Origin of the sequence: Enterobacter sp. R-1.6.2 (assembly GCF_035064085.1) — a bacterium.
Taxonomy (GTDB): Bacteria; Pseudomonadota; Gammaproteobacteria; order Enterobacterales; family Enterobacteriaceae; genus Enterobacter; species Enterobacter asburiae_B.
The window spans coordinates 68,834-90,682 of record NZ_JASEYI010000007.1 but is presented as its reverse complement, the minus strand read 5'-3'; the positions used below and the strand labels follow the sequence as shown (position 1 = coordinate 90,682).

General features: G+C 59.6%; 17 protein-coding genes and 1 pseudogene. 10 read left to right on the top strand and 8 right to left on the bottom strand.

Features of this window, described 5'->3' with window-relative positions:
- The first annotated feature begins 9 nt into the window (after nucleotides 1-9).
- Entirely contained in the window at nucleotides 10-489 is a 480-nt protein-coding gene (locus tag QMN93_RS09805; protein WP_029739272.1) for an arginine repressor, read from the top strand.
- On the opposite strand, the pseudogene QMN93_RS09800 reads toward QMN93_RS09805, so the two are convergent.
- Nucleotides 486-610 (bottom strand): annotated as a pseudogene (locus QMN93_RS09800) (hypothetical protein). The gene QMN93_RS09805 and the pseudogene QMN93_RS09800 overlap by 4 nt on opposite strands.
- Between QMN93_RS09800 and QMN93_RS09795 the strand changes: the two are divergent.
- The 4 genes from QMN93_RS09795 (at nucleotide 590) to ridA (ending at nucleotide 2,595) form a co-directional block, all read left to right on the top strand.
- Nucleotides 590-694 carry a pyrBI operon leader peptide gene (locus QMN93_RS09795; protein WP_022646880.1) on the top strand — a complete coding sequence of 35 codons (105 nt, stop codon included), beginning with the start codon at nucleotides 590-592 and terminating at the stop codon, nucleotides 692-694. The pseudogene QMN93_RS09800 and the gene QMN93_RS09795 overlap by 21 nt on opposite strands.
- 34 nt (nucleotides 695-728) lie before the next feature.
- Nucleotides 729-1,661, top strand: coding sequence for an aspartate carbamoyltransferase (gene pyrB, locus QMN93_RS09790; protein ID WP_023310198.1), 933 nt, complete (start codon nucleotides 729-731; stop codon nucleotides 1,659-1,661).
- A gap of 12 nt (nucleotides 1,662-1,673) precedes the next feature.
- Nucleotides 1,674-2,135, top strand: coding sequence for an aspartate carbamoyltransferase regulatory subunit (gene pyrI / locus QMN93_RS09785; protein WP_023310197.1), 462 nt, complete (start codon nucleotides 1,674-1,676; stop codon nucleotides 2,133-2,135).
- 73 nt (nucleotides 2,136-2,208) lie between these two features.
- Nucleotides 2,209-2,595 (top strand): 2-iminobutanoate/2-iminopropanoate deaminase, encoded by a 387-nt coding sequence (gene ridA, locus QMN93_RS09780; RefSeq protein WP_008501391.1) that lies wholly within the window; start codon nucleotides 2,209-2,211, stop codon nucleotides 2,593-2,595.
- A 51-nt stretch (nucleotides 2,596-2,646) separates the two neighbouring features.
- Here ridA and QMN93_RS09775 read toward each other — a convergent pair whose 3' ends face one another.
- Nucleotides 2,647-5,031 (bottom strand): beta-N-acetylhexosaminidase, encoded by a 2,385-nt coding sequence (locus QMN93_RS09775; protein ID WP_193138805.1) that lies wholly within the window; start codon nucleotides 5,029-5,031, stop codon nucleotides 2,647-2,649.
- Between the two features lie 210 nt (nucleotides 5,032-5,241).
- Complete coding sequence (gene mgtA / locus QMN93_RS09770; protein ID WP_264884778.1) at nucleotides 5,242-7,950, bottom strand: magnesium-translocating P-type ATPase; 2,709 nt, start codon at nucleotides 7,948-7,950, stop codon at nucleotides 5,242-5,244.
- Nucleotides 7,951-8,337: 387 nt separating this feature from the next.
- Between mgtA and treR the strand changes: the two genes are divergently transcribed.
- The 5 genes from treR to nrdG all read left to right on the top strand — a co-directional run bounded on the left by treR (nucleotide 8,338) and on the right by nrdG (nucleotide 15,648).
- Nucleotides 8,338-9,285: a trehalose operon repressor TreR gene (gene treR / locus QMN93_RS09765; RefSeq protein ID WP_047174646.1), complete on the top strand. Its 948-nt coding sequence runs from the start codon at nucleotides 8,338-8,340 to the stop codon at nucleotides 9,283-9,285.
- A gap of 128 nt (nucleotides 9,286-9,413) precedes the next feature.
- On the top strand, nucleotides 9,414-10,832 hold the full coding sequence (gene treB, locus QMN93_RS09760; RefSeq protein WP_029739268.1) for a PTS trehalose transporter subunit IIBC: 1,419 nt from the start codon (nucleotides 9,414-9,416) through the stop codon (nucleotides 10,830-10,832).
- 51 nt (nucleotides 10,833-10,883) lie between these two features.
- Entirely contained in the window at nucleotides 10,884-12,527 is a 1,644-nt protein-coding gene (treC, locus tag QMN93_RS09755; protein WP_193138803.1) for an alpha,alpha-phosphotrehalase, read from the top strand.
- Between the two features lie 376 nt (nucleotides 12,528-12,903).
- Complete coding sequence (gene nrdD, locus QMN93_RS09750; protein WP_032662478.1) at nucleotides 12,904-15,042, top strand: anaerobic ribonucleoside-triphosphate reductase; 2,139 nt, start codon at nucleotides 12,904-12,906, stop codon at nucleotides 15,040-15,042.
- Nucleotides 15,043-15,183: 141 nt separating this feature from the next.
- A complete protein-coding gene (gene nrdG, locus QMN93_RS09745; RefSeq protein WP_193138802.1) occupies nucleotides 15,184-15,648 on the top strand; it encodes an anaerobic ribonucleoside-triphosphate reductase-activating protein in 465 nt (154 codons plus the stop codon).
- Nucleotides 15,649-15,680: 32 nt separating this feature from the next.
- On the opposite strand, the gene QMN93_RS09740 is transcribed toward nrdG, so the two are convergent.
- The 5 genes from QMN93_RS09740 to QMN93_RS09720 all read right to left on the bottom strand — a co-directional run bounded on the left by QMN93_RS09740 (nucleotide 15,681) and on the right by QMN93_RS09720 (nucleotide 21,834).
- Nucleotides 15,681-17,591, bottom strand: a complete 1,911-nt coding sequence (locus QMN93_RS09740) for a transcription antiterminator (RefSeq protein ID WP_193138801.1) — start codon at nucleotides 17,589-17,591, stop codon at nucleotides 15,681-15,683.
- Nucleotides 17,592-17,610: 19 nt separating this feature from the next.
- Nucleotides 17,611-18,747 (bottom strand): lactonase family protein, encoded by a 1,137-nt coding sequence (locus QMN93_RS09735; protein ID WP_064673138.1) that lies wholly within the window; start codon nucleotides 18,745-18,747, stop codon nucleotides 17,611-17,613.
- Nucleotides 18,748-18,861: 114 nt separating this feature from the next.
- Entirely contained in the window at nucleotides 18,862-19,602 is a 741-nt protein-coding gene (locus QMN93_RS09730) for a KDGP aldolase family protein (protein WP_033144496.1), read from the bottom strand.
- Entirely contained in the window at nucleotides 19,599-20,717 is a 1,119-nt protein-coding gene (locus QMN93_RS09725) for a DgaE family pyridoxal phosphate-dependent ammonia lyase (RefSeq protein WP_193138800.1), read from the bottom strand. The genes QMN93_RS09730 and QMN93_RS09725 overlap by 4 nt, the downstream gene beginning before the upstream one ends.
- Nucleotides 20,701-21,834, bottom strand: a complete 1,134-nt coding sequence (locus QMN93_RS09720) for an amidohydrolase/deacetylase family metallohydrolase (protein ID WP_193138799.1) — start codon at nucleotides 21,832-21,834, stop codon at nucleotides 20,701-20,703. The genes QMN93_RS09725 and QMN93_RS09720 overlap by 17 nt, the downstream gene beginning before the upstream one ends.
- Nucleotides 21,835-21,849: the final 15 nt, after the last annotated feature.

Genomic DNA, 21,849 nt, shown 5'->3' with positions numbered 1-21,849 from the left:
ATGGGAACTATGATGGATTACGAAGAGTACTCTCCCAAAGAGCAACTACAGCTGACGGTCTGCCAGCGCCTGATCGCAGAAAAAAGCTATCTCTCTCAGGAGGAGATCCGCCGGGATTTGCAGGAGCGTGGTTTTGAGACCATCAGCCAGTCCACCGTTTCACGTCTGCTTAAATTGCTCGGCGTCATAAAAATTCGAAATGCCAAAGGGCTAAAGATTTATTCGCTGAATCCCCAGCTGCGCCCTGCCCCCGACGCCGCGCGTACCGTGTCCGAAATGGTGGTCAGCGTCGAGCACAATAGCGAGTTTATCCTTGTTCATACCGTCGCCGGATATGGCCGCGCGGTGGCGCGTATTCTGGATTATCACCAGCTGCCGGAAATTTTAGGCGTGGTGGCCGGTAGCAGTATCGTCTGGGTCGCTCCCCGGGTCGTGAAGCGCACCGCACTGGTGCATAAGCAAATTAATTATTTACTCAGAACGCATTAATATTCATAAAGAACCGTTTGCATTGAGTAAAGCGTGCATTAAATCGCTTGATCCGAAAAGCGAGCTGCGTATAATGCCCGACAATTTGCCGGGAGGAAGCATGGTCAAGCGTGTACGACATAACGTCTTACCGCGTCTGAAATCAGACGCTGGCCTGCCGTTTTTCTTCCCGTTGCTAAACCTATTCCCAGAGCCCCTCATTTGAGGGGCTTTTTTTTGCCCGGCGTCAGGAGATAAACATGAATCCGCTTTATCAAAAACACATCATTTCCATAAACGACCTCAGCCGCGAAGAGCTGGAACTGGTTCTGGAAACCGCGGCAAAACTGAAGGCCAATCCGCAACCGGAGCTGCTGAAGCACAAGGTGATTGCGAGCTGCTTCTTCGAAGCCTCGACCCGCACCCGCCTCTCCTTTGAAACCTCCATGCACCGCCTGGGCGCGAGCGTGGTGGGCTTCTCGGACAGCAGCAACACGTCGCTGGGTAAAAAAGGCGAAACCCTGGCGGACACCATTTCAGTGATCAGCACCTACGTCGACGCGATTGTGATGCGTCATCCGCAGGAGGGCGCGGCGCGCCTGGCGACCGAGTTTTCCGGCGGCATTCCGGTGCTGAACGCCGGTGACGGTGCCAACCAGCACCCAACGCAGACCCTGCTGGATCTGTTCACCATTCAGGAGACGCAGGGCAAGCTCGAGAACCTGAATATCGCCATGGTCGGCGACCTGAAATATGGCCGCACCGTCCACTCCCTGACCCAGGCGCTGGCGAAATTTAACGGCAACCGCTTCTTCTTCATCGCCCCGGACGCGCTGGCGATGCCGCAGTACATTCTCGACATGCTGGACGAAAAAGGCATTCAGTGGAGCCTGCACGCTAGCATCGAAGAGGTGATGAGCCACGTGGATATTCTCTACATGACCCGCGTGCAAAAAGAGCGTCTGGATCCGTCCGAATACGCCAACGTGAAGGCACAGTTCGTGCTGCGCGCCAGCGACCTCGAGGGCGCGCGCGACAACATGAAGGTGCTGCATCCGCTGCCGCGCATCGATGAGATCACCACAGACGTGGATAAGACGCCGCACGCCTGGTACTTCCAGCAGGCCGGGAACGGCATCTTCGCCCGCCAGGCGTTACTGGCACTGGTTCTGAATCGCGAATTGGCACTGTAAGGGGAAACGACCATGACACACGATAACAAACTCCAGGTTGAAGCCATCAAGCGCGGCACCGTGATTGACCACATCCCTGCGCAGGTGGGCTTTAAGCTGCTGACGCTGTTCAAACTGACCGAAACCGACCAGCGCATCACCATCGGCCTGAACCTGCCGTCGGGCGAGATGGGCCGCAAAGACCTGATTAAAATCGAGAACACCTTCCTGACCGACGAGCAGGTCAACCAGCTGTCGCTGTACGCGCCGGACGCCACCGTCAACCGCATCGACGAGTATGAAGTGGTCGGCAAATCCCGTCCGAGCCTGCCGGATCGCATTGAAAGCGTGCTGGTCTGCCCAAACAGCAACTGCATCAGTCATGCTGAGCCGGTTTCTTCCAGCTTTGCAGTGAAAAAACGCGCCGATGACATCGCGCTCAAATGCAAATACTGCGAAAAAGAGTTTTCTCATTATGTGGTGCTGGCCAACTAATTGAGGTTGGTAATGAAATCCCGGCTGTTATAATGGCCGGGAACATTCTTAACGCTGTAATTCTGGAGAAAACATGAGCAAAGTACTCGCGACGGAAAATGCACCAGCGGCTATCGGCCCTTACGTTCAGGGCGTTGATCTGGGTAGCATGATCATCACTTCCGGTCAGATCCCGGTGAACCCAAAAACCGGCGCGGTGCCGGAAGACGTCGCGGCACAGGCCCGTCAGTCGCTGGAAAACGTGCAGGCTATCGTTGAATCTGCCGGTCTGAAAGTGGGCGATATCGTGAAAACCACCGTTTTCGTGAAGGATCTGAACGATTTCGCGACCGTTAACGCCACTTACGAAGCGTTCTTCACCGAGCACAACGCCACCTTCCCGGCGCGCTCCTGCGTGGAAGTGGCCCGTCTGCCAAAAGACGTGAAAATTGAAATCGAAGCGATTGCAGTACGTCGCTAATTCGCGTTGGCGATAAAAAAAGGCAGCCCAGGCTGCCTTTTTTGTTGCTTGCTACTGATTCCGCGTCGCCCTGAGCAGCGTCTCCAGCGGATAGACCGCCGCAATCACCACCTCGTCCTTAACCTTCGCTGCGTTATCCAGCTCGCTCTGAATTGACGCTATTTCTTTATCATCCAGCGTGCCCTGCCGCGCCACCAGATCCGTCAGCCTCAGGCCAATGGAGGCCAGCTTATCCACCTCCTGGATCACCGGCTTCATCGCCTTCAGCTGATAGCTGTTTTCGCTTAGCGCCAGCGCGTCGCTGGTGTTGCTCTGCCAGCGGTTAAAGACGTGGCGCAGCGCGTCGGCGCTTTCCGCGTCTTCCGCATCGCTCACCAGGCGGTCCGCCCATTTGTTCATCTGGCGCACGGTGGCGCTTTCGGCGTTCAGCGCATCGGCGAAGCGGTTGAGCGGTTCGAACTGATGATAATTTCCCGCCTGGAACTTCAGGTGCTGGCGGGTGTAATACTGCGCGGGCTCTACAGCCTGAGCAAGGATCTGCAACGGCAGCGTGTCGGCATTACCGGCGAGGCGCGTGAACTGCACCTGCTGCTGGGTATGCTGCTGCAGCCCGACAGACACCGTCGACCAGCTGTCCATCGCCTGCAGGCGGGTGTACATGTTGTCGACGTCGTTGACGTCCTGCGCGGACCACAGCCTCTCCGCCACCGCGAAGGTGCGCGGCCACAGGCGGATATCCAGCACCGGCGCCACCACGTTTTCCGCCCACAGCGCGGCTTCCCCGCCGAGCAGGTTGGCCTGATTCGCCACGTCCGGCACGACGGGCGGAATGCCTTTCGGCACCGCGTCCAGACGCGTGCCGCTGATTGGATAACGCGTATTCCCCACCAGGAAATAGCCGGTGAGTTTATCGTTATCGACGGAAACCACCGGGCGCGTCTCGCCCATCCACGTGTCGACGGTGAAGGTCACCTGGCTGTCGTCACGCCATTCAATATCCTGCACCGCGCGGCGGGATTTCCCGGCAAAATCAATAAACCCGCGCCAGCCTGAATCCCCTTTCACCAGCGTAAAACTCCCCTCTACCGGCTTGCCCTTCAGGCGCGGCATGGAGAAGGCCCAGCTCTGGACGCTGTCGGTGTCGGCAATCACATCCACGCCGTTCAGCCCCTGTGGGACAATTTCGTTGCGGTAGTGATAGGCGGTGGACTGGGGCTGGTCGAGATAGAAACCGGTCGAGAGAATGCCCTTGTAGCCGTTTTGCGCCACCTGCCCCAGCGCGTCCTGCCCCTGCCAGGACTGGATCAGAATGCTTTTCGGCAGGTCGGGATGATAGATCTCATCCCAGCCGACCATCTGCCGGTGATGCTTCTCAAGGATCGTTTCCAGCCTGCGGTTGAAATACGCCTGCAGCGCGTGGCTGTCCGCCAGCCTGTTGTCGCGCATGAAGTTCTGGATCGCGGCGTTCGCTTTCCACTGGCTGTCGTCGACCTCATCGCCGCCGATATGCAGATACGGATCGGGGAAGATCGCCGCCAGTTCGCTGACCATCGCGTCAGCAAAGGCGTAGGTTGCCTCTTTAGTGGGATCTAAAACCGGCTTCAGCACGCCCCAGTGGCGCTCCATGGCGTACGGCCCCGGGGCGCTCATCAGCTCCGGATAGGCTACGGCAATCGCCGAGGCGTGGCCCGGCATGTCGATCTCCGGCACCACGCGGATACCGCGCTCGGCGGCGTAACGCACCACTTCACGCATCTGTTCAGGCGTGTAGAACAGTCCGTCGCTGGCAAGCTGCGTCAGCTTAGGGTAGCGCTTCGAGCTGAAGCGCCAGCCCTGATCGTCGGTTAAGTGCCAGTGCAGGACGTTGAGCTTCGCCGCGGCCATGCCGTCGATCTGGCGCTTGATATCCGGCAGCGGAATAAAATGACGCGCCGAGTCGAGCAGCAGCCCGCGCCACGGGAAGCGCGGCGAATCTTCAATGGTGACCCACGGCAGCGAGGTGTTTTCCGCCCCGTTCTGCATCAGCTGGAGCAGCGTTTCCATGGCGCGCAGCGCGCCGAAGCGGGTGTTGGCGGAGATATCGACGCCGTCGGCATCCACCGTGAGCCTATAGCTTTCATCGCTGTCCGGCAGCGGCTGCGGCTTGACCTTTTTGGCAATCGCGATGCGGATGGTCGGTTTGTCTGGCTTTTCAGCCTGCGGCTGCAGCGTCCAGCCGGTTTGCAGGGCGATGCGCTGGCGCAGGCGGTTGACGGCGTCACCGAGATCGTCCCCGCTGACGCTAATGGATACGTTGTTGCTGAGCACCAGCACGCCCTGGGTCGTCGTGCGTTCGACCTTCGCAGGCCAGGGCATCAAAGGGAGATCGCCTGCCGGGGCGGCAAACGCAGAGGCGCCGAGCATCAGCCCGGCGGTTAAGAGACTGTACCGTAACATGAATGTTCCTTATCTGACGGGCCAAATAAAGGCAAAACATTCTGTTAACATGCGCTCAATTTGTCGTCAAGCGAATGCGCCGACGGAGATCACAGGTTGTTGAATTTGGGAGGAAAGCCAGCCCCCTCTCCCCAAAGGAGCGAGGGTGAAAGGCGACACCGAGCGGTCCCCTCTCCCTTTCAGGGAGAGGGTTAGGGTGAGGGTAAAAAATTACTGCCACCCATACCGACGCGCATAGAATCCTTTCACCATCTGCGTCAGCACCATATAGCCCGCGAGGATCGCCACCAGCCACGGGAAGTAGCTCAGCGGCAGCGCCTGAAGCTGCAGGTAGCCTGCCAGCGGCGAGAACGGCAGCGCGATGCCGAGCGCCATCACAATGCCCGTCATCACAATCAGCGGCCACGCGGCGCGGCTCTGGATGAACGGAATACGGCGGGTGCGGATCATGTGCACAATCAGCGTCTGCGACAGCAGACCTACCACGAACCAGCCGGACTGGAACAGCGTCTGGTGTTCCGGGGTGTTGGCGTGGAACACAAACCACATCAGGCAGAAGGTCAGGATGTCGAAGATGGAGCTGATAGGCCCAAAGAACAGCATAAAGCGCCCGAGATCCGCCGGGTTCCAGTGCTGCGGCTTCTGGATCTGCTCGTCGTCGACGTTATCAAACGGGATCGCTACCTGAGACACGTCGTACATCAGGTTCTGGATCAGCAGATGCAGCGGCAGCATCGGCAGGAACGGCAGAAACGCGCTCGCCACCAGCACGCTGAAGACGTTACCGAAGTTGGAGCTGGCGGTCATCTTGATGTACTTGAGCATATTGGCGAAGGTGCGGCGCCCTTCGATCACGCCCTCCTCCAGCACCATCAGGCTCTTTTCCAGCAGGATAATATCCGCCGCTTCGCGGGCGATATCCACCGCACCATCGACGGAGATACCGATGTCCGCCGCACGCAGCGCGGGCGCGTCGTTGATGCCGTCGCCCATAAAGCCCACCACGTGCCCTTCACGCTTAAGCAGGGTGACGATGCGCTCTTTGTGCATCGGCGTCAGGCGGGCAAACAGCGTGGTACGCCGGGCAAACTTCGCCAGCTCGTCGTCGGACAGGTGCTCAATATCGCTTCCCACCACCACGTCGCCCGCGTCCAGCCCCACTTCATGGCACACTTTGGCCGCCACCAGCTCGCTGTCGCCGGTGAGAATTTTGACGGTAATACCGCTCGCCTTCAGCGCTTTCAGCGCCGGCGCGGTGGTCTCTTTCGGCGGATCGAGGAAGGCGATGTAACCCTCGAGGATCAGATCGGATTCGTCGATACGCTGATAGTCACCCTCGCGCGCGGGCAGGAACTTGCTCGCGACCGCCACCACGCGCAGCCCCTGACGGTTCAGGTTGTCGGTGACGCGCCTGATGCGGCGCAGCATGGTGTCGTCCAGCGGCACGATGTCGCCGTTATAGCGAACCTGCGTCGACACGTTGAGGATCTCCTGCAGCGCCCCTTTGCAGATCAGCTGGTGCACGTCCGTCTGCTCGCTCACCACCACCGACATGCGGCGGCGCTCGAAGTCGAACGGGATCTCATCCACCTTCTGCCAGCGGCCGGAGAGCGTGCGGGCGGACTCCTCGTCCACCCCTTCCAGCACCGCGACGTCGAGCAGGTTTTTCAGCCCGGTCTGGTAATGGCTGTTCAGCCACGCGCTGTGCAGGACGCGCTCGCTGGTTTTGCCGGAGATATCGGTGTGGTTCTCCAGCACGATTTTGTCCTGCGTCAGGGTGCCGGTTTTATCGGTGCAGAGGATGTCCATCGCGCCAAAGTTTTGAATGGCGTCGAGGTGTTTGACGATCACTTTCTGTTTAGAGAGCTTCACCGCCCCGCGCGCCAGCGTGGAGGTGACGATCATCGGCAGCATTTCCGGCGTCAGGCCAACGGCCACGGAGAGCGCAAACAGGGCCGCCTCCCACCAGTCGCCTTTGGTGTAGCCGTTGATCAGCAGCACGATCGGCGTCATCACCATCATAAAGCGGATCAGCAGCATGCTGACGCGGCCAATCCCTTTCTGGAAGGCGTTCGGCTCGCTCTCCTGCTCGCTGACGCGCCCGGCAAGCTGACCAAACCAGGTGTTGCCCCCGGTGGCGGTGACAATCGCCTGCGCGGTGCCGCTGACCACCGTGGTGCCCATAAAGCACAGGGTGTCGCATTCAAGCGGGTTCATCTGCTGCGGGTCGCGGCTGCGCGCTACCTTTTCAACGGGCAGGGATTCCCCGGTCAGGGAGGCCTGAGCGACGAACAGATCGCGCGCCTGGATAATGCGTAAATCCGCCGGGATCATGTCCCCCGCGGCCAGCTTCACCAGATCGCCCGGCACCAGCTGGTCGATAGGCAGCTCCACCCAGGCATTTTCGCCGAGATCGTTAATCACGCGCGAGACGGTCGCGGTGTTGCTGACCATCGCCTTCAGGGCGTCCGCCGCTTTGGTGGAGCGGGCCTCCTGAATAAAGTTCAGCAGCGTGGAGATGCCCACCATCAGGGCAATCACCCCTGCGGCAAACAGATCTTCCGTCGCGTAGGAGATGAGGCCGAGCACGGTCAGCAGCAGGTTGAACGGGTTGCGGTAGCAAAGCCACAGGTGCACCCACCACGGAGACGGCTTCTGCGCCGGGATCTGGTTATCGCCGTGCACGGCGCGGATTTTTTCCACTTCGGCCGCGTTTAGCCCTTCCGGGTGTCCGCCGAACGCGCGCCAGACTTCGTTTTCATCCATCGCCGCCACGTTCAGGCAGCGTTCGGTCAGGGACGCGGGGATCGCCGCCCCCGCCATGTTTTTGGCGTTTGGCAGCGGGTCGCGCTGAACAAGACGGTGTGGCAGGTGGCGGCTCAGCAGGGCCTGCAGCTGCCGGGTGATATTTTTAAACATAGTCATTCCTCCGCATCCGCCTGGGCGGACGCAGCAATTCCTTCAGGCGTGGCAAAGCCGTACCTGAGAGGCACTCAATTTTTCAAGCAGGAACGTTTAAGACGTTGCTGCCTCACGCCGGTGAGACAGCAAAAGCTGGCTTACCGGAAAGAACGCATTCTCCCGTTCAGGAGAGGTGTGGGATCGGGATCCATGAAGCCTCCGGTAAGTAAAAAGTAGGGTGTCGCCGCGCAGTACAGGGATTTAGGCATACCCTTTATGACGATTCGGGCGGTATTATACCCCCCTGCAAATAAACCGAACGTAAACCAGACTTTGCCCATAGCGAAATCGCGCTATAGCATTAGGCTCAATTCACTACATCGTCGTTGTTACAGGGAATACAGCATGCAGAACCGCCTTACGATTAAAGACATCGCGCGTTTAAGCGGCGTGGGGAAATCGACCGTCTCACGCGTGCTGAACAACGAAAGCGGCGTTAGCGAACGCACCCGCGAGCGCGTTGAGGCGGTAATGAATCAGCACGGGTTTTCCCCTTCCCGCTCCGCGCGCGCCATGCGCGGGCAGAGTGACAAAGTCGTCGCCATCATTGTCTCGCGTCTGGACTCTCTGTCTGAAAATCTCGCCGTGCAGACCATGCTGCCCGCCTTCTATGAGCAGGGGTATGATCCGATCATGATGGAGAGCCAGTTCTCTGTGCAGCTGGTTGAAGAGCATCTGGGGATGCTCCAGCGGCGCAACATTGATGGCGTGGTGCTGTTCGGTTTTACCGGCATTAAGGACGAGATGCTGAAACCCTGGCAGCCTTCGCTGGTGCTGCTGGCGCGCGATGCACACGGGTTTGCCTCCGTCTGCTACGACGATGAGGGCGCGATTATCACCCTGATGCAGCGCCTGTTTGACGAGGGCCATCGTCACATCAGCTTCCTCGGCGTCCCGCACGCGGACGTCACCACCGGCAAACGTCGGCATGAGGCCTATCTGGCCTTTTGCAAAAAGCACAACCTCTCCGCCGTGGCCTCCCTGCCGGGGCTGGGCATGAAGCAGGGCTACGAGCAGGCCGCCAGCGTTCTTACGCCGCAGACCACGGCGCTGGTGTGCGCCACGGATACCCTGGCGCTGGGTGCCAGCAAATATCTGCAGGAGCAGCGCATCGATAATCTGCAGGTGGCGAGCGTCGGCAGCACGCCGCTGATGAAGTTCCTGCACCCGGAGATCATCACCGTCGATCCGGGCTACGCCGAGTCCGGCAGACAGGCCGCAGCACAGCTTATCGAGCAGATAAACGGGCGTTCAGAGCCTCGTCAGATCGTCATTCCCGCTCACCTTTCGTAACCCCTCTAAAACAGATTATTGTGATCTTCGCCTGATTTCGGGAACGTTCCCATTTTCGCCGTCACGCTGAAGGAGTAGGCTTGCGCTCAGGTCATTACACCCCTCACCATCTGTCATGAGGTTTCATGATGAGTAAAGTCAAACAAGCAGATATCGATCGGCTGATCGTCCTGGTCGGCGGACGCGAAAACATCGCTACCGTCAGCCATTGCATTACCCGCCTGCGCTTCGTGCTGAACGATCCGGCCAAAGCCAACCCGAAGGCCATTGAAGAACTTTCCATGGTCAAAGGCTGCTTCACCAACGCCGGGCAGTTCCAGGTCGTTATTGGTACCGAAGTGGGCGATTACTATCAGGCTCTGCTGGCGACAACCGGGCACTCTTCTGCCGATAAAGAGCAGGCGAAGAAGGCCGCGCGCCAGAATATGAAGTGGCACGAGCAGCTGATTTCCCACTTCGCGGAGATCTTCTTCCCGCTGCTGCCCGCGCTGATCAGCGGGGGCTTAATCTTAGGCTTCCGTAACGTCATCGGCGATGTGCCGATGAGCGACGGCAAAACCCTGGCGCAGATGTATCCGGCGCTGAAAACCGTTTACGATTTCCTGTGGCTGATTGGCGAGGCGATCTTCTTCTATCTGCCGGTCGGGATTTGCTGGTCCGCGGTGCGCAAAATGGGCGGCACGCCGATTCTCGGTATCGTGCTGGGCGTCACGCTGGTCTCTCCACAGTTAATGAACGCTTACTTACTTGGTCAGCAGGTGCCTGAGGTGTGGAACTTCGGCCTGTTTACCATTGCCAAAGTGGGCTATCAGGCGCAGGTCATTCCGGCCCTGCTGGCGGGTCTGGCGCTGGGCTTTATTGAAACGCGCCTGAAGCGCATCGTGCCGGATTATCTCTACCTGGTGGTGGTGCCGGTCTGCTCGCTGATCCTGGCGGTGTTCCTCGCGCACGCCTTTATCGGTCCGTTTGGCCGCATGATCGGCGACGGCGTGGCCTTCGCGGTGCGTCACCTGATGACCGGCAGCTTTGCGCCAATCGGTGCCGCGCTGTTTGGCTTCCTGTACGCCCCGCTGGTGATCACCGGCGTGCACCAGACCACGCTGGCCATTGATATGCAGATGATCCAGAGCCTCGGCGGCACGCCGGTCTGGCCGATTATCGCCCTGTCTAATATTGCACAGGCGTCGGCGGTCACCGGCATCATCATCGTCAGCCGCAAGCACAACGAGCGTGAGATCTCCGTTCCGGCAGCCATCTCTGCTTACCTCGGCGTCACCGAACCGGCGATGTACGGTATCAACCTGAAATACCGCTTCCCGATGCTCTGCGCGATGATCGGTTCCGGTCTGGCGGGCCTGGTGTGTGGTCTGAACGGCGTGATGGCGAACGGGATTGGCGTCGGCGGCCTGCCGGGCATTCTCTCCATCCAGCCGGCTTACTGGCAGGTGTTTGCCCTGGCGATGGCCATCGCGATTATCGTCCCAATGGCGCTCACCACCGTGGTTTACCAGCGTAAGTTCCGTCAGGGCTCGCTGCAGATTGTTTAACTTCTTCTTTCGGGGCGCAGTTGCGCCCCTTCGCATTTGCAGGAACGCATTATGAATACCCTTCCTCACTGGTGGCAGAACGGCGTCATCTATCAGATTTACCCAAAGAGTTTCCAGGATACCACCGGCAGCGGCACCGGCGATCTGCGCGGCGTGACGCAGCGGCTGGACTACCTGAAAACCCTCGGCATCGACGCCATCTGGCTGACGCCGTTTTATATCTCCCCGCAGGTGGATAACGGCTACGACGTGGCGAATTACACCGCCATCGACCCGGCTTACGGCACGCTGGATGATTTCGACGAGCTGGTTGCCCGGGCGCACGAGCGCGGCATCCGCATCGTGCTGGATATGGTGTTTAACCACACCTCCACGCAGCACGCCTGGTTCCGCGAGTCGCTGAACAAAGCGAGCCCGTACCGCCAGTTCTACATCTGGCGCGACGGCACGCCGGAGCAGCTTCCCAACAACTGGCGCTCCAAGTTTGGCGGCAACGCCTGGCGCTGGCACGCCGAGAACGAGCAGTATTACCTGCATCTGTTCGCCCCGGAGCAGGCGGATCTCAACTGGGAGAACCCAGAAGTGCGCGCCGAGCTGAAAAAGGTGTGCGAGTTCTGGGCCGATCGCGGCGTCGACGGCCTGCGTCTCGACGTGATTAACCTGATTTCGAAAGATCAGGATTTCCCGGACGACAACACCGGAGACGGCCGCCGCTTCTACACCGACGGGCCGCGCATTCACGAATATCTGCAGGAGATGAGCCGCGACGTCTTCACCCCGCGCAACCTGATGACGGTGGGCGAGATGTCCTCGACCTCGCTGGAGAACTGCCAGCAGTACGCCTCGCTCGACGGACGCGAGCTGTCGATGACCTTTAACTTCCACCACCTGAAGGTGGACTACCCCGGCGGCGAAAAATGGACGAAGGCGAAGCCGGACTTTGTGGCGCTGAAAACCCTCTTCCGCCACTGGCAGCAGGGGATGCACAACAGGGCGTGGAACGCGCTGTTCTGGTGTAACCACGATCAGCCGCGCATCGTGTCGCGCTTTGGTGACGAAGGGGAATACCGCGTACAGGCCGCGAAGATGCTCGGCATGGTGCTGCACGGCATGCAGGGCACGCCGTATATCTACCAGGGCGAGGAGCTGGGGATGACCAACCCGCACTTCAGCCGCATCACCGACTATCGCGACGTGGAAAGCCTGAACATGTTCGCAGAACTACGCGCCAACGGCCGCGAACCGGATGAATTACTGGCGATTCTGGCGAGTAAGTCCCGCGATAACGGGCGAACCCCAATGCAGTGGGACGCTTCGCACAATGCGGGCTTTACCGAGGGCGAGCCGTGGATTGGCGTCTGCGACAATTACGAGACGGTGAACGCCCGCGCCGCGCTCGACGACCCGGATTCGGTGTTCTACACCTACCAGTCGCTGATCGGCCTGCGTAAAACCCTGCCGGTGCTGACGTGGGGAGATTATGAGGATCTTCTGCCGGAACATCCTTCTCTTTGGTGCTACCGTCGTCAGTGGCAGGGGCAGACGCTGATGGTGGCGGCGAACCTGAGTAATACGCCGCAGGAATGGCAGACAGACGCTCTCAGCGATAGGTCGCAGGTGGTGATGAGTAACTACCCGGCACCGCAAACGACGTCGCTGCGTCCGTTTGAAGCCGTCTGGTGGTTGCAGCAGTAATTCTCTCTACCGGGTGCGGCTCAGCACCCGGCTTACTTTACTGTTTTTGTTGAGTAAATAATCAGATTTTTCTCTCGCGCCTTTACAATCGCTGTAGCGCCCGTCGTTTGTACTCTCGTCTTTTTACTTTGTTCTGCATCAAATAAATCGCAAACATGTTTGATGCAAATCACTATATGTAGCACTTAAAATGCACGCCGACCCAACATCTTGTATTTATCGTCTACTATTCCAACAACAAGACGGCGCTTACGCTGGCCGGAATTGTGGATAACACGAGCTGGGAACGCGGGAAGTCTTTGGCCCGGCGGGGAATATGCCCGGTTATTACTTCTCCACCTCTGTGGATAACCTGTTTTCAAAAAATGGAGTGATCATGACACCGCATGTGATGAAACGTGATGGCTGTAAAGTGCCGTTTAAATCAGAGCGCATCCAGGAAGCCATTCTGCGTGCAGCTAAAGCAGCGGGAGTCGATGACGCAGATTACTGCGCCACCGTCGCAGAAGTCGTTAGCAGCCAGATGAACGAACGCAGCCAGGTCGATATCAGTGAGATCCAGACCGCGGTTGAGAACCAGCTGATGGCGGGGCCCTACAAGCAGCTGGCGCGCGCCTACATTGAGTACCGTCACGATCGTGACGTGCAGCGTGAGAAGCGCGGTCGTCTGAACCAGGAGATCCGTGGCCTGGTGGAGCAGACCAACTCCGCCCTGCTCAATGAAAACGCCAACAAAGACAGTAAAGTGATCCCGACCCAGCGCGACCTGCTGGCCGGTATCGTCGCCAAACATTATGCCCGTCAGCACCTGCTGCCGCGCGACGTGGTGTCGGCGCACGAGCGTGGTGAAATTCACTACCACGATCTCGACTATTCGCCGTTCTTCCCGATGTTCAACTGCATGCTGATCGACCTGAAAGGCATGCTGACCCACGGTTTTAAAATGGGTAACGCCGAGATTGAACCGCCTAAATCAATCTCCACGGCCACCGCCGTCACCGCGCAGATTATCGCTCAGGTCGCCAGCCATATTTACGGCGGCACCACGATTAACCGCATTGATGAAGTGCTGGCCCCGTTCGTGACGGCAAGCTTCAACAAGCATCGTAAAACGGCCGAAGAGTGGCAGATCCCGGACGCCGACGGCTATGCGCACTCCCGCACCGAGAAAGAGTGCTACGACGCCTTCCAGTCGCTGGAGTATGAAGTGAACACGCTGCATACCGCCAACGGCCAGACGCCGTTTGTAACCTTCGGGTTTGGTCTGGGCACCAGCTGGGAATCGCGCCTGATCCAGCAGTCCATTCTGCGCAACCGCATTTCCGGCCTCGGTAAAAACCGCAAAACGGCGGTGTTCCCGAAACTGGTATTCGCCATTCGCGACGGCCTGAACCACAAGTTTGGCGATCCGAACTACGACATCAAACAGCTGGCGCTGGAGTGCGCGAGCAAGCGCATGTATCCGGACATCCTGAACTACGATCAGGTCGTCAAAGTGACCGGTTCGTTTAAAACGCCAATGGGCTGCCGCAGCTTCCTCGGCGTGTACGAAGATGAAAACGGCGAGCAGATCCACGACGGGCGCAACAACCTGGGCGTCATCAGCCTGAACCTGCCGCGCATCGCGCTGGAAGCCAAAGGCAATGAAGCGGAATTCTGGACACTGCTGGACGAGCGTCTGCAGCTGGCGCGTAAGGCGCTGATGACCCGCATCGCGCGCCTTGAAGGGGTCAAAGCCCGCGTGGCGCCAATTCTCTATATGGAAGGGGCCTGCGGCGTACGTCTGAAAGCGGACGATGACGTGTCGGAGATCTTCAAAAACGGTCGCGCGTCGATTTCGCTGGGCTATATCGGTATTCACGAGACCATCAACGCCCTGGCGGGCGATACGCATATGTACGACAGCGAGGCCCTGCGTGAGAAAGGCATTGCGATTGTTCAGCGCCTGCGCGACGCGGTAGACCAGTGGAAAGAGGAAACCGGCTACGGGTTTAGCCTCTACAGCACGCCGAGCGAGAACCTGTGCGACCGCTTCTGCCGTCTGGATACCGCCGAGTTCGGGATTGTGGAAGGCGTGACCGACAAAGGGTATTACACCAACAGCTTCCACCTCGACGTGGAGAAAAAGGTGAACCCGTACGACAAGATCGACTTCGAAGCGGCCTATCCGCCGATCGCCAGCGGCGGCTTCATCTGCTACGGCGAGTACCCGAACATTCAGCACAACCTGAAGGCGCTGGAAGACGTATGGGATTACAGCTATCAGCACGTGCCGTATTACGGGACCAACACGCCAATCGACGAGTGCTACGAGTGCGGCTTTACCGGTGAGTTCGAGTGTACGAGCAAAGGCTTTACCTGCCCGAAATGCGGCAACCACGATGCGGCTCGCGTCTCCGTGACCCGTCGCGTGTGCGGCTATCTCGGCAGCCCGGACGCGCGTCCGTTTAACGCCGGCAAGCAGGAAGAGGTGAAGCGTCGCGTGAAGCATTTGGGGAATGGGCAGATCGGGTAAGTTCTGCGCAGGGTTCTCCCCCTCACCCTACCCCTCTCCCTCAAGGGAGAGGGAACCGATCGAGCACATTATTATGCCGGCCGCCGGTTTTCTCCCTCTCCCTGTGGGAGAGGGGCGGGGTGAGGGCATCAGGTTAACGCTATGAATTATCATCAATACTACCCCGTCGACATCGTCAACGGCCCCGGCACCCGCTGCACCCTGTTCGTTTCAGGCTGCGTCCACGAATGCCCCGTCTGCTATAACAAAAGCACCTGGCGCTTAAATTCCGGCATGCCGTTCACCGCCGAAATGGAAGACCGGATCGTCAACGACCTGAACGATTCGCGCATCAAACGTCAGGGGATTTCCCTCTCCGGCGGCGACCCCCTGCACCCGCAAAACGTGCCGGATATCCTGAAGCTGGTGAAACGCATTCGCCGCGAATGTGCAGGCAAAGATATTTGGGTCTGGACGGGATATAAGCTGGATGAACTCAATGCGCAGCAAAGAGAAGTAGTGGATCTGATTAACGTCCTGGTCGACGGCAAGTTCGTGCAGGATTTAAAAGACCCGGCCCTGATCTGGCGCGGCAGCAGCAACCAGGTTGTGCACCATTTGCGATGAACAAAGGCGGATGTTATCCGTCCGCCCTTACCTCAAAACCGGCTCAAACTCTCCATCGCCACCGCCTTAAACTCGGCAAAATCTCCGCAGCCACACAGCCGCGACATCGCCCGTTCACGCAGGAAGGTGACGAAGATATCGTAAATCGCCATCGCCTCTTCGTATTCGCTTTTGCTGATGGCGAGCAGGAAGATGACGTGCGCGGTTTCATCTCCCCACTGAACGCCGTGCGGGGCGAGCACGGTATAGACCACGGTTTTCTGCGCTAAAAGGCCGAGGGAGTGCGGCAGCGCGATGCCGTCGCCGAGCATGGTGCTGACGATGGCTTCACGCTCGACGACAGAATCCAGGAACTCCGCGCCGACAAACCCCTCGCCTTCAAGCTGCGCGCACAGTTCACGGAACAGCGTTTGCTGGTCAACGGGCTTGTCGATAATGCGGAAATGGGCCGCGTCGAAGTATTTATCCAGCATCCACGGGCGGGTGCGGTCCACCAGCACCAGCTTGCCGATCTGTTCTAACTGGTAATCGGTCGGGAACGGGGCGATCATCACCACCGGTTTGGATTTTTCGCTCACGCGGGCGGTGGAAATCACGAAGTCCTCACCGATGGAATCCGCCAGCTCGTACTCGCGCAGGGTGAGCGTGCGGGCCACCTCAATCTGCGGGTACTTGCGCTGGAGCACCGCCTCGATCATGCGGACCATGGCATTCCCGGCGTCGCATACCAGCAGCACCCGCGGCTGGCGCTGGTAGCCGATGTTGTAATGACGCTCCAGCCCGACGCCGATATGCAGCACCAGGAAGCCGATCTCGTTTTCGCTGATCACATACGGCGTGTATTTGCCCCAGCTCGACACCGCCGCGAGGGTCATATCCCACGCCATCGGGTAGTGCTGCTTGATGTTATCCAGCAGCGGATTGGGGATCATGATTTGATACCGCACGCGGGTGATCATGGTTTTGATGTGCGTGAGCAGGTCAGCGTGCAGCTGCGCGTCGCTGAGCAGGTTGTAGTTATAGTGGGTGTTGATATAGCGCAGGATGTAGTTGACCAGCGCTTCGTCGTCATCCGCGTTAATGGCGCTCGGGGCTATCTCCTGGATCTGCCGCGCCGCAATGTGCACGCAGAGCCAGCTCTCCTCTGAAGGTGAAAGCGCTTTGCCCGCCAGCTGCTGGATAGTGACGGCGATATCCTTCGCCGCCTCGCGCACGTTCTCTTCCACGTCTTCGGCATGGAATTCCGGCAGCGGATAGCCCTCGCTGATGCGCCGCACCGACACCGCACAGTACAGGCGCAGGAACAGCTCGCCTTCGTCGGTCAGACGGATGTGATGACGCGTCAGCGCCTCGTGTAGCACGGGCACCATCTGCTCCGCCACGCCTGCATTCAGCGCCACGTCGGTCACCAGCGGGTTCAGGCTGTCCTGCTGCGCCAGCTCCCAGAGCAGATCGGTCAGGCAGGCGCGGGTCGACATCTCGCTGCCAAACAGCTTCATGCCGTGGCGCGGGCGCGTTTCCAGCGTCAGGTTATAGCGGTGAAACCACTCGCGGACTTCGGCCATGTCGCTCTGCAGCGTGGCGCGGCTGACGAACCACTCGTCCGCCAGATCCTCGAGCTTAAGAGAAAATGCCGAGGTGAGAAAACGCACCACCAGATAGTGCACGCGCTCCGGCCCGGTCCGGGGAATACGCAGCGCGCGCGGGTGGGATGCCTGCAGCTGCTGGTAGCGCTGGGCATCATCAATTTTGAGCTGATAACCGTTGCCCCGGCTCAATATAAACTGCGCACCGTGGCTTGCCAGCAGCGCGTTCAGGGCGGTGATATCGGCACGGACGGTTCGCGTGGAGACCGACAGCCGCTGCGCCAGCTCGTCCTGCGGCAGCGTCTCGTTTTGCAACAGATCGAACAGTTGCGCTAAACGTTGGTTCGGAAATCGCACGGGCTTGTCCTCTTACAGCTTAAGGTGAAATGACCATCTGGGATGGGCTGCCGACCGGGGTATAGTCTGGCTCGAAGCTGAGCTTACCGTCCTGACCGACGCGGAAACGGGTAATGTTGTCGCTGCGCTGGTTCATGACGTACAGCCAGCGTCCCTGCTTATCGAGCGTCAGGGTGCGCGGGTAGTCGCCGCGCGTCCACACGTCGTCCTGATGCGTCAGCGTGCCCTCCGCTGTTACGGTAAAGTGCCCGATGCTGTTATGCAAACGGTTAGCCACATACAGCTGTTTACCGTCGGCGCTTAATGCGAGCCCGGCAGCAAAGCTGGTGCCTTTGTAACCTTCCGGCAGGGCTGAGAGCGTTTTGCCCTCTTTCAGGGTGCCGTTGGCGTTCACGGTATAATGGGTGAGCGTAGACGCCTCTTCGTTAATCAGCCACAGGGCATCGCCTTTTGGCGTAAAGACAAAGTGGCGCGGCCCGGCGCCTTTTGAGGAGGCGCTGATAAACGGCGGATCGTTCGGCGTCAGCTTCCCTGTTCGATCGTCAAAACGGTACTGGTAGAGGCGATCCAGCCCAAGATCGGTGGAAAACACGTATTTCCCGCTCGGATCGGCGGCGATCATGTGCGCGTGGGGGCCGTTATGATCGCTGATGGCAAAGCTTCCTTCGACAGCCGCTTCCGGCTTCGCCGCGCCCGGTTCGCCCTGATCCTGACGTTTATCCGTAGCCTCACCCAGGCTGCCGTCTGCGTTGACTGGCAAAACGGCGATCGATCCGCTGACATAGTTAGCCACCAGCAGATGTCGACCGTTCGGCGTCAGCGACAGGTAAACCGGCCCCGCGCCGCCGGAGGCCACCTGATTAAGCTCGCTCAGCGCGCCGTTATCCCCCACCCGCAGCGCCTGCACCACGCCCTGCTCCACTTCACTTGCCAGATACAGCGTTTTGCCGTCGTGCGAGACGGCCAGCTGCGCGGCGTTCGGCAGCCTGCTCACCAGCGTTTTATTCGCCAGCGCGCCGCTTTGCGGGTCAACGGTAAAGCGGTACAGCCCTTCGCCGTTGGGGTTGTAGGTGCCCACCCAGGCGTACTGCGGCTGGGCGATAGCGGCGGTGGCGAGCATTGAGAGTGAAGCAACAAGCAGGGTACGGGTGTGCATGGTGGCTCCTTTATATTTGTGCGGTTTGTTTTCCCTCACCCCGGCCCTCTCCCAAAGGGAGAGGAGGTAAAAGTTCCCTCTCCCTTTGGGAGAGGGTTAGGGTGAGGGCAGATACTACTTCACCAGCTTCTTCGTCATCGCAAGCAGCGTACGCACGTCTTCCGGGCGCGTGTCGCCGCTGGCTTTGTCGATAATCGAGCTGTAGATATGCGGGATGATTTTGCTCACGCCCGCGTCGAGGGCGATCTGCAGGATCTCCTCATAGTTTTCCAGATCGATACCTCCGGTCGGCTCCAGCCAGAAGTCGTGACGGGCGCAGGCTTCCGCCACCGCGTTGTACTCATCACGGCACTTGAGGCCGCCCATCGGGAAGTATTTGATGGAGCTGCCGCCGAAATCCTTCAGCAGGGCAATCGCGGTTTCAACTGGCACAATGCCGTCCGGAGCGTTGCTGCTCAGCGGTCCGGTGGAGATTTTGACCATCCCGACGGTGCCGGTTGGAGAGACCAGGCCGTTGACCACCGACTCATTCTGCCCCAGCAGCGCGCGGCTGGTGGCCACGCCGGTGAAGACCTGGTTGACGTGCTGCGGCTGCACCTGACGGGAGATCTCGCTCACCATCGCCGACTGGTTCGGATCCCCCGCGCCGAGGCCGACGGAGAGCGCGTTATCAATCAGCGCGGCATATTCACGCATATCGGCAACGGCGCTCGCCACGTCCGGGTAATTTTTGGAGAGCACGCCCACCAGCACGTGACCTTCCGCCGCCTCGTAAATGGCGCTGGCGTTGGCTTTCGATCCTGCCAGCACGTTCAGGCAGACGCGGTCACGGTAAAAGTTGGGGGTCAGTTTCATGCTTTTTTCTCCTGTCCTAATACTTCGCTAATGCGGCGGTACACGATGTTCAGCTGGTCAGCATTCACGCTGCGCACGTCCGCCTCGATAATCCCTTCGTTGGCCTTGTAGCCACGGAAGTAAATGGCATATTCGCCCTGCTTGAGCTTCGCCACCAGATCGCCCGTGCCGACGCCCGTTGCGGCTTCGTCAAACTTAATCTCGGTGCGCGCGATATCGCGACCGGCGCTGTCCCAGACCACGCGCGCGGTCACGCCGTTCAGGGTGTTGAGCGCCTCGATAAACGGCGTCATCTTCGCCACCATCTCGGCCCCGCTCTCTTTGGTCGCCGTCAGGTAGTGTTCGATGGCGCAGGTCAGGCCAAGAATGCCCTCTTTGCCCACCTTCATCGCGCGGCCAATGCCCGCCGTCTGGCGCTTCACCCACTCAACGTACTGGGTTTTGCCGATCACCAGCCCGCTGGTTGGGCCTTCAATCGCCTTCGCGCCGCTGTAGATCACCAGGTCCGCGCCGGAGCGGTAGTACGCATGAAGATCTTCTTCCGCCGCCGCATCGACGATCAGCGGGAGATCGTGCTTGCGCGCCACCACCGCCGCCTGCTCGACGCTGAGCATGCTTTTCTGCACGCAGTGGTGCGATTTGATGTAGAGGATCGCCGCCGTGCGCGGGGTGATCGCCGCCGCCAGCTGTTCGGCGGAGCATTCGTTGGCGTAGCCCGCCTCCACCAGCTTGCCGCCGCCCAGCGCCACCATGGTGCCCACCGGCGCGCCAAAGTTCACGTTGTGGCCTTTCGGCAGGACGATTTCGTTGTTCTCAATCGGGGTCACGTGCAGGTTTTCCAGCAGCCAGTCGCTGTCTTTGACCAGCACCGCCGCCACGGACTGGGCTATGCCCGCCGACGCGCAGGAGACCACCGTCGCGCCTTCCACATCCAGCAGCTTCGCGATGTATTCCCCGGTTTTGTTGACCAGATCCTTCATCTCGAAATAGTGATTCATGCCGTCCATCGCCGCCTGCACCACTTCCGGGCGCGGCGTGGAGACGCCCAGCGCCGTCATGCGGCCAGAGGTGTTGATAACCTGCTTTAAATGGTACTTCTCATAAATCGAAGGCATGTTCCGTGCTCCCTTGTTCGGTCATATAGCCCTTGCCCGCGCGGATCGCGGCAAGCGGCAACAGAATGTGTTCAGCCTGCAGGCTGTCGTTTTCGGCATCCGTCAGCACCGTCGGCTGGCGTTTAATCGTGAACAGCGTCAGGTCGGCGTCGAGACCCGGCTGGATGCGGCCCTTGCGCGCCAGGCGCAGGCCGTCGGCGGCGTTGGCGGTCACGCAGTCAATCACCTGCGGCAAGGACATGCCGATGGCGAGAAACTTCGACATCACGCTTGCCAGCGAGCCGACCGGACCGTTGATGCGGTTGCGGCAGTAGATATCCGAGCTGATGGTGTGCGGCAGAATGCCCATCGCGATGGCGCGTTTCGCCACCTCAAAGCTGAAGCTCGCCGTGCCGTGGCCGACGTCCAGACGCACGCCGCGCTTCAGGGCGGAGGTGATGGAGGCGCGCAGCTCGCCGGAGGGCGTCAGAATGCGGTTGGGTTTGCCGTTATAGCAGTGGGTGATGATGTCGCCGGAACTCAGCAGCTCGGCGATTTCGTCGAGGTTCGGCGGGTTGTTGCCGATGTGCACCATCAGCGGCAGGTCGCCGTTCTCTTTCTGAATGGCTTTAGCGCGCTCCAGCGGCGTAATGCCGTTTTCACCGACCACGCTGCTGCTCATGCGCGCCTTCAGGCCGACGATAAAATCAGGGTGGCGCTTCACCGCCTGCTTCACCGCGTCGGCGTCAATATTCGCCATGTTGGCCAGTTCGTTCTGGGCAATCAGCCCCACCCGGGAGATGTTCAGCAGGGCAAACACCTCGGTGGAGGCTTTACGGGTGATGTCATAGAAGTCGTCCACGTCGTCGGCGCCGGTACTGCCCGCGTCCACCACGGAGGTGACGCCGGTAGCAATGCCCACGCTGTCCGGCTCGTCGTGGTAAATCGGGGAGTTCGGGTAGCAGTGAACGTGGGAGTCAATCCAGCCTGCGCTGACGAACACGTCGCCGTTCAGCTCAACCGTTTTATGCGCGGGGGCGTTAATCTCGCCCAGCGCCGCGATCTTCCCGTCCTGAATGGCGATATCGGTCAGGGTATCGTCGGCAAGGCGCGCACGGCGCAGGAGTAAATCAAACATGAGGATCTCCTGATA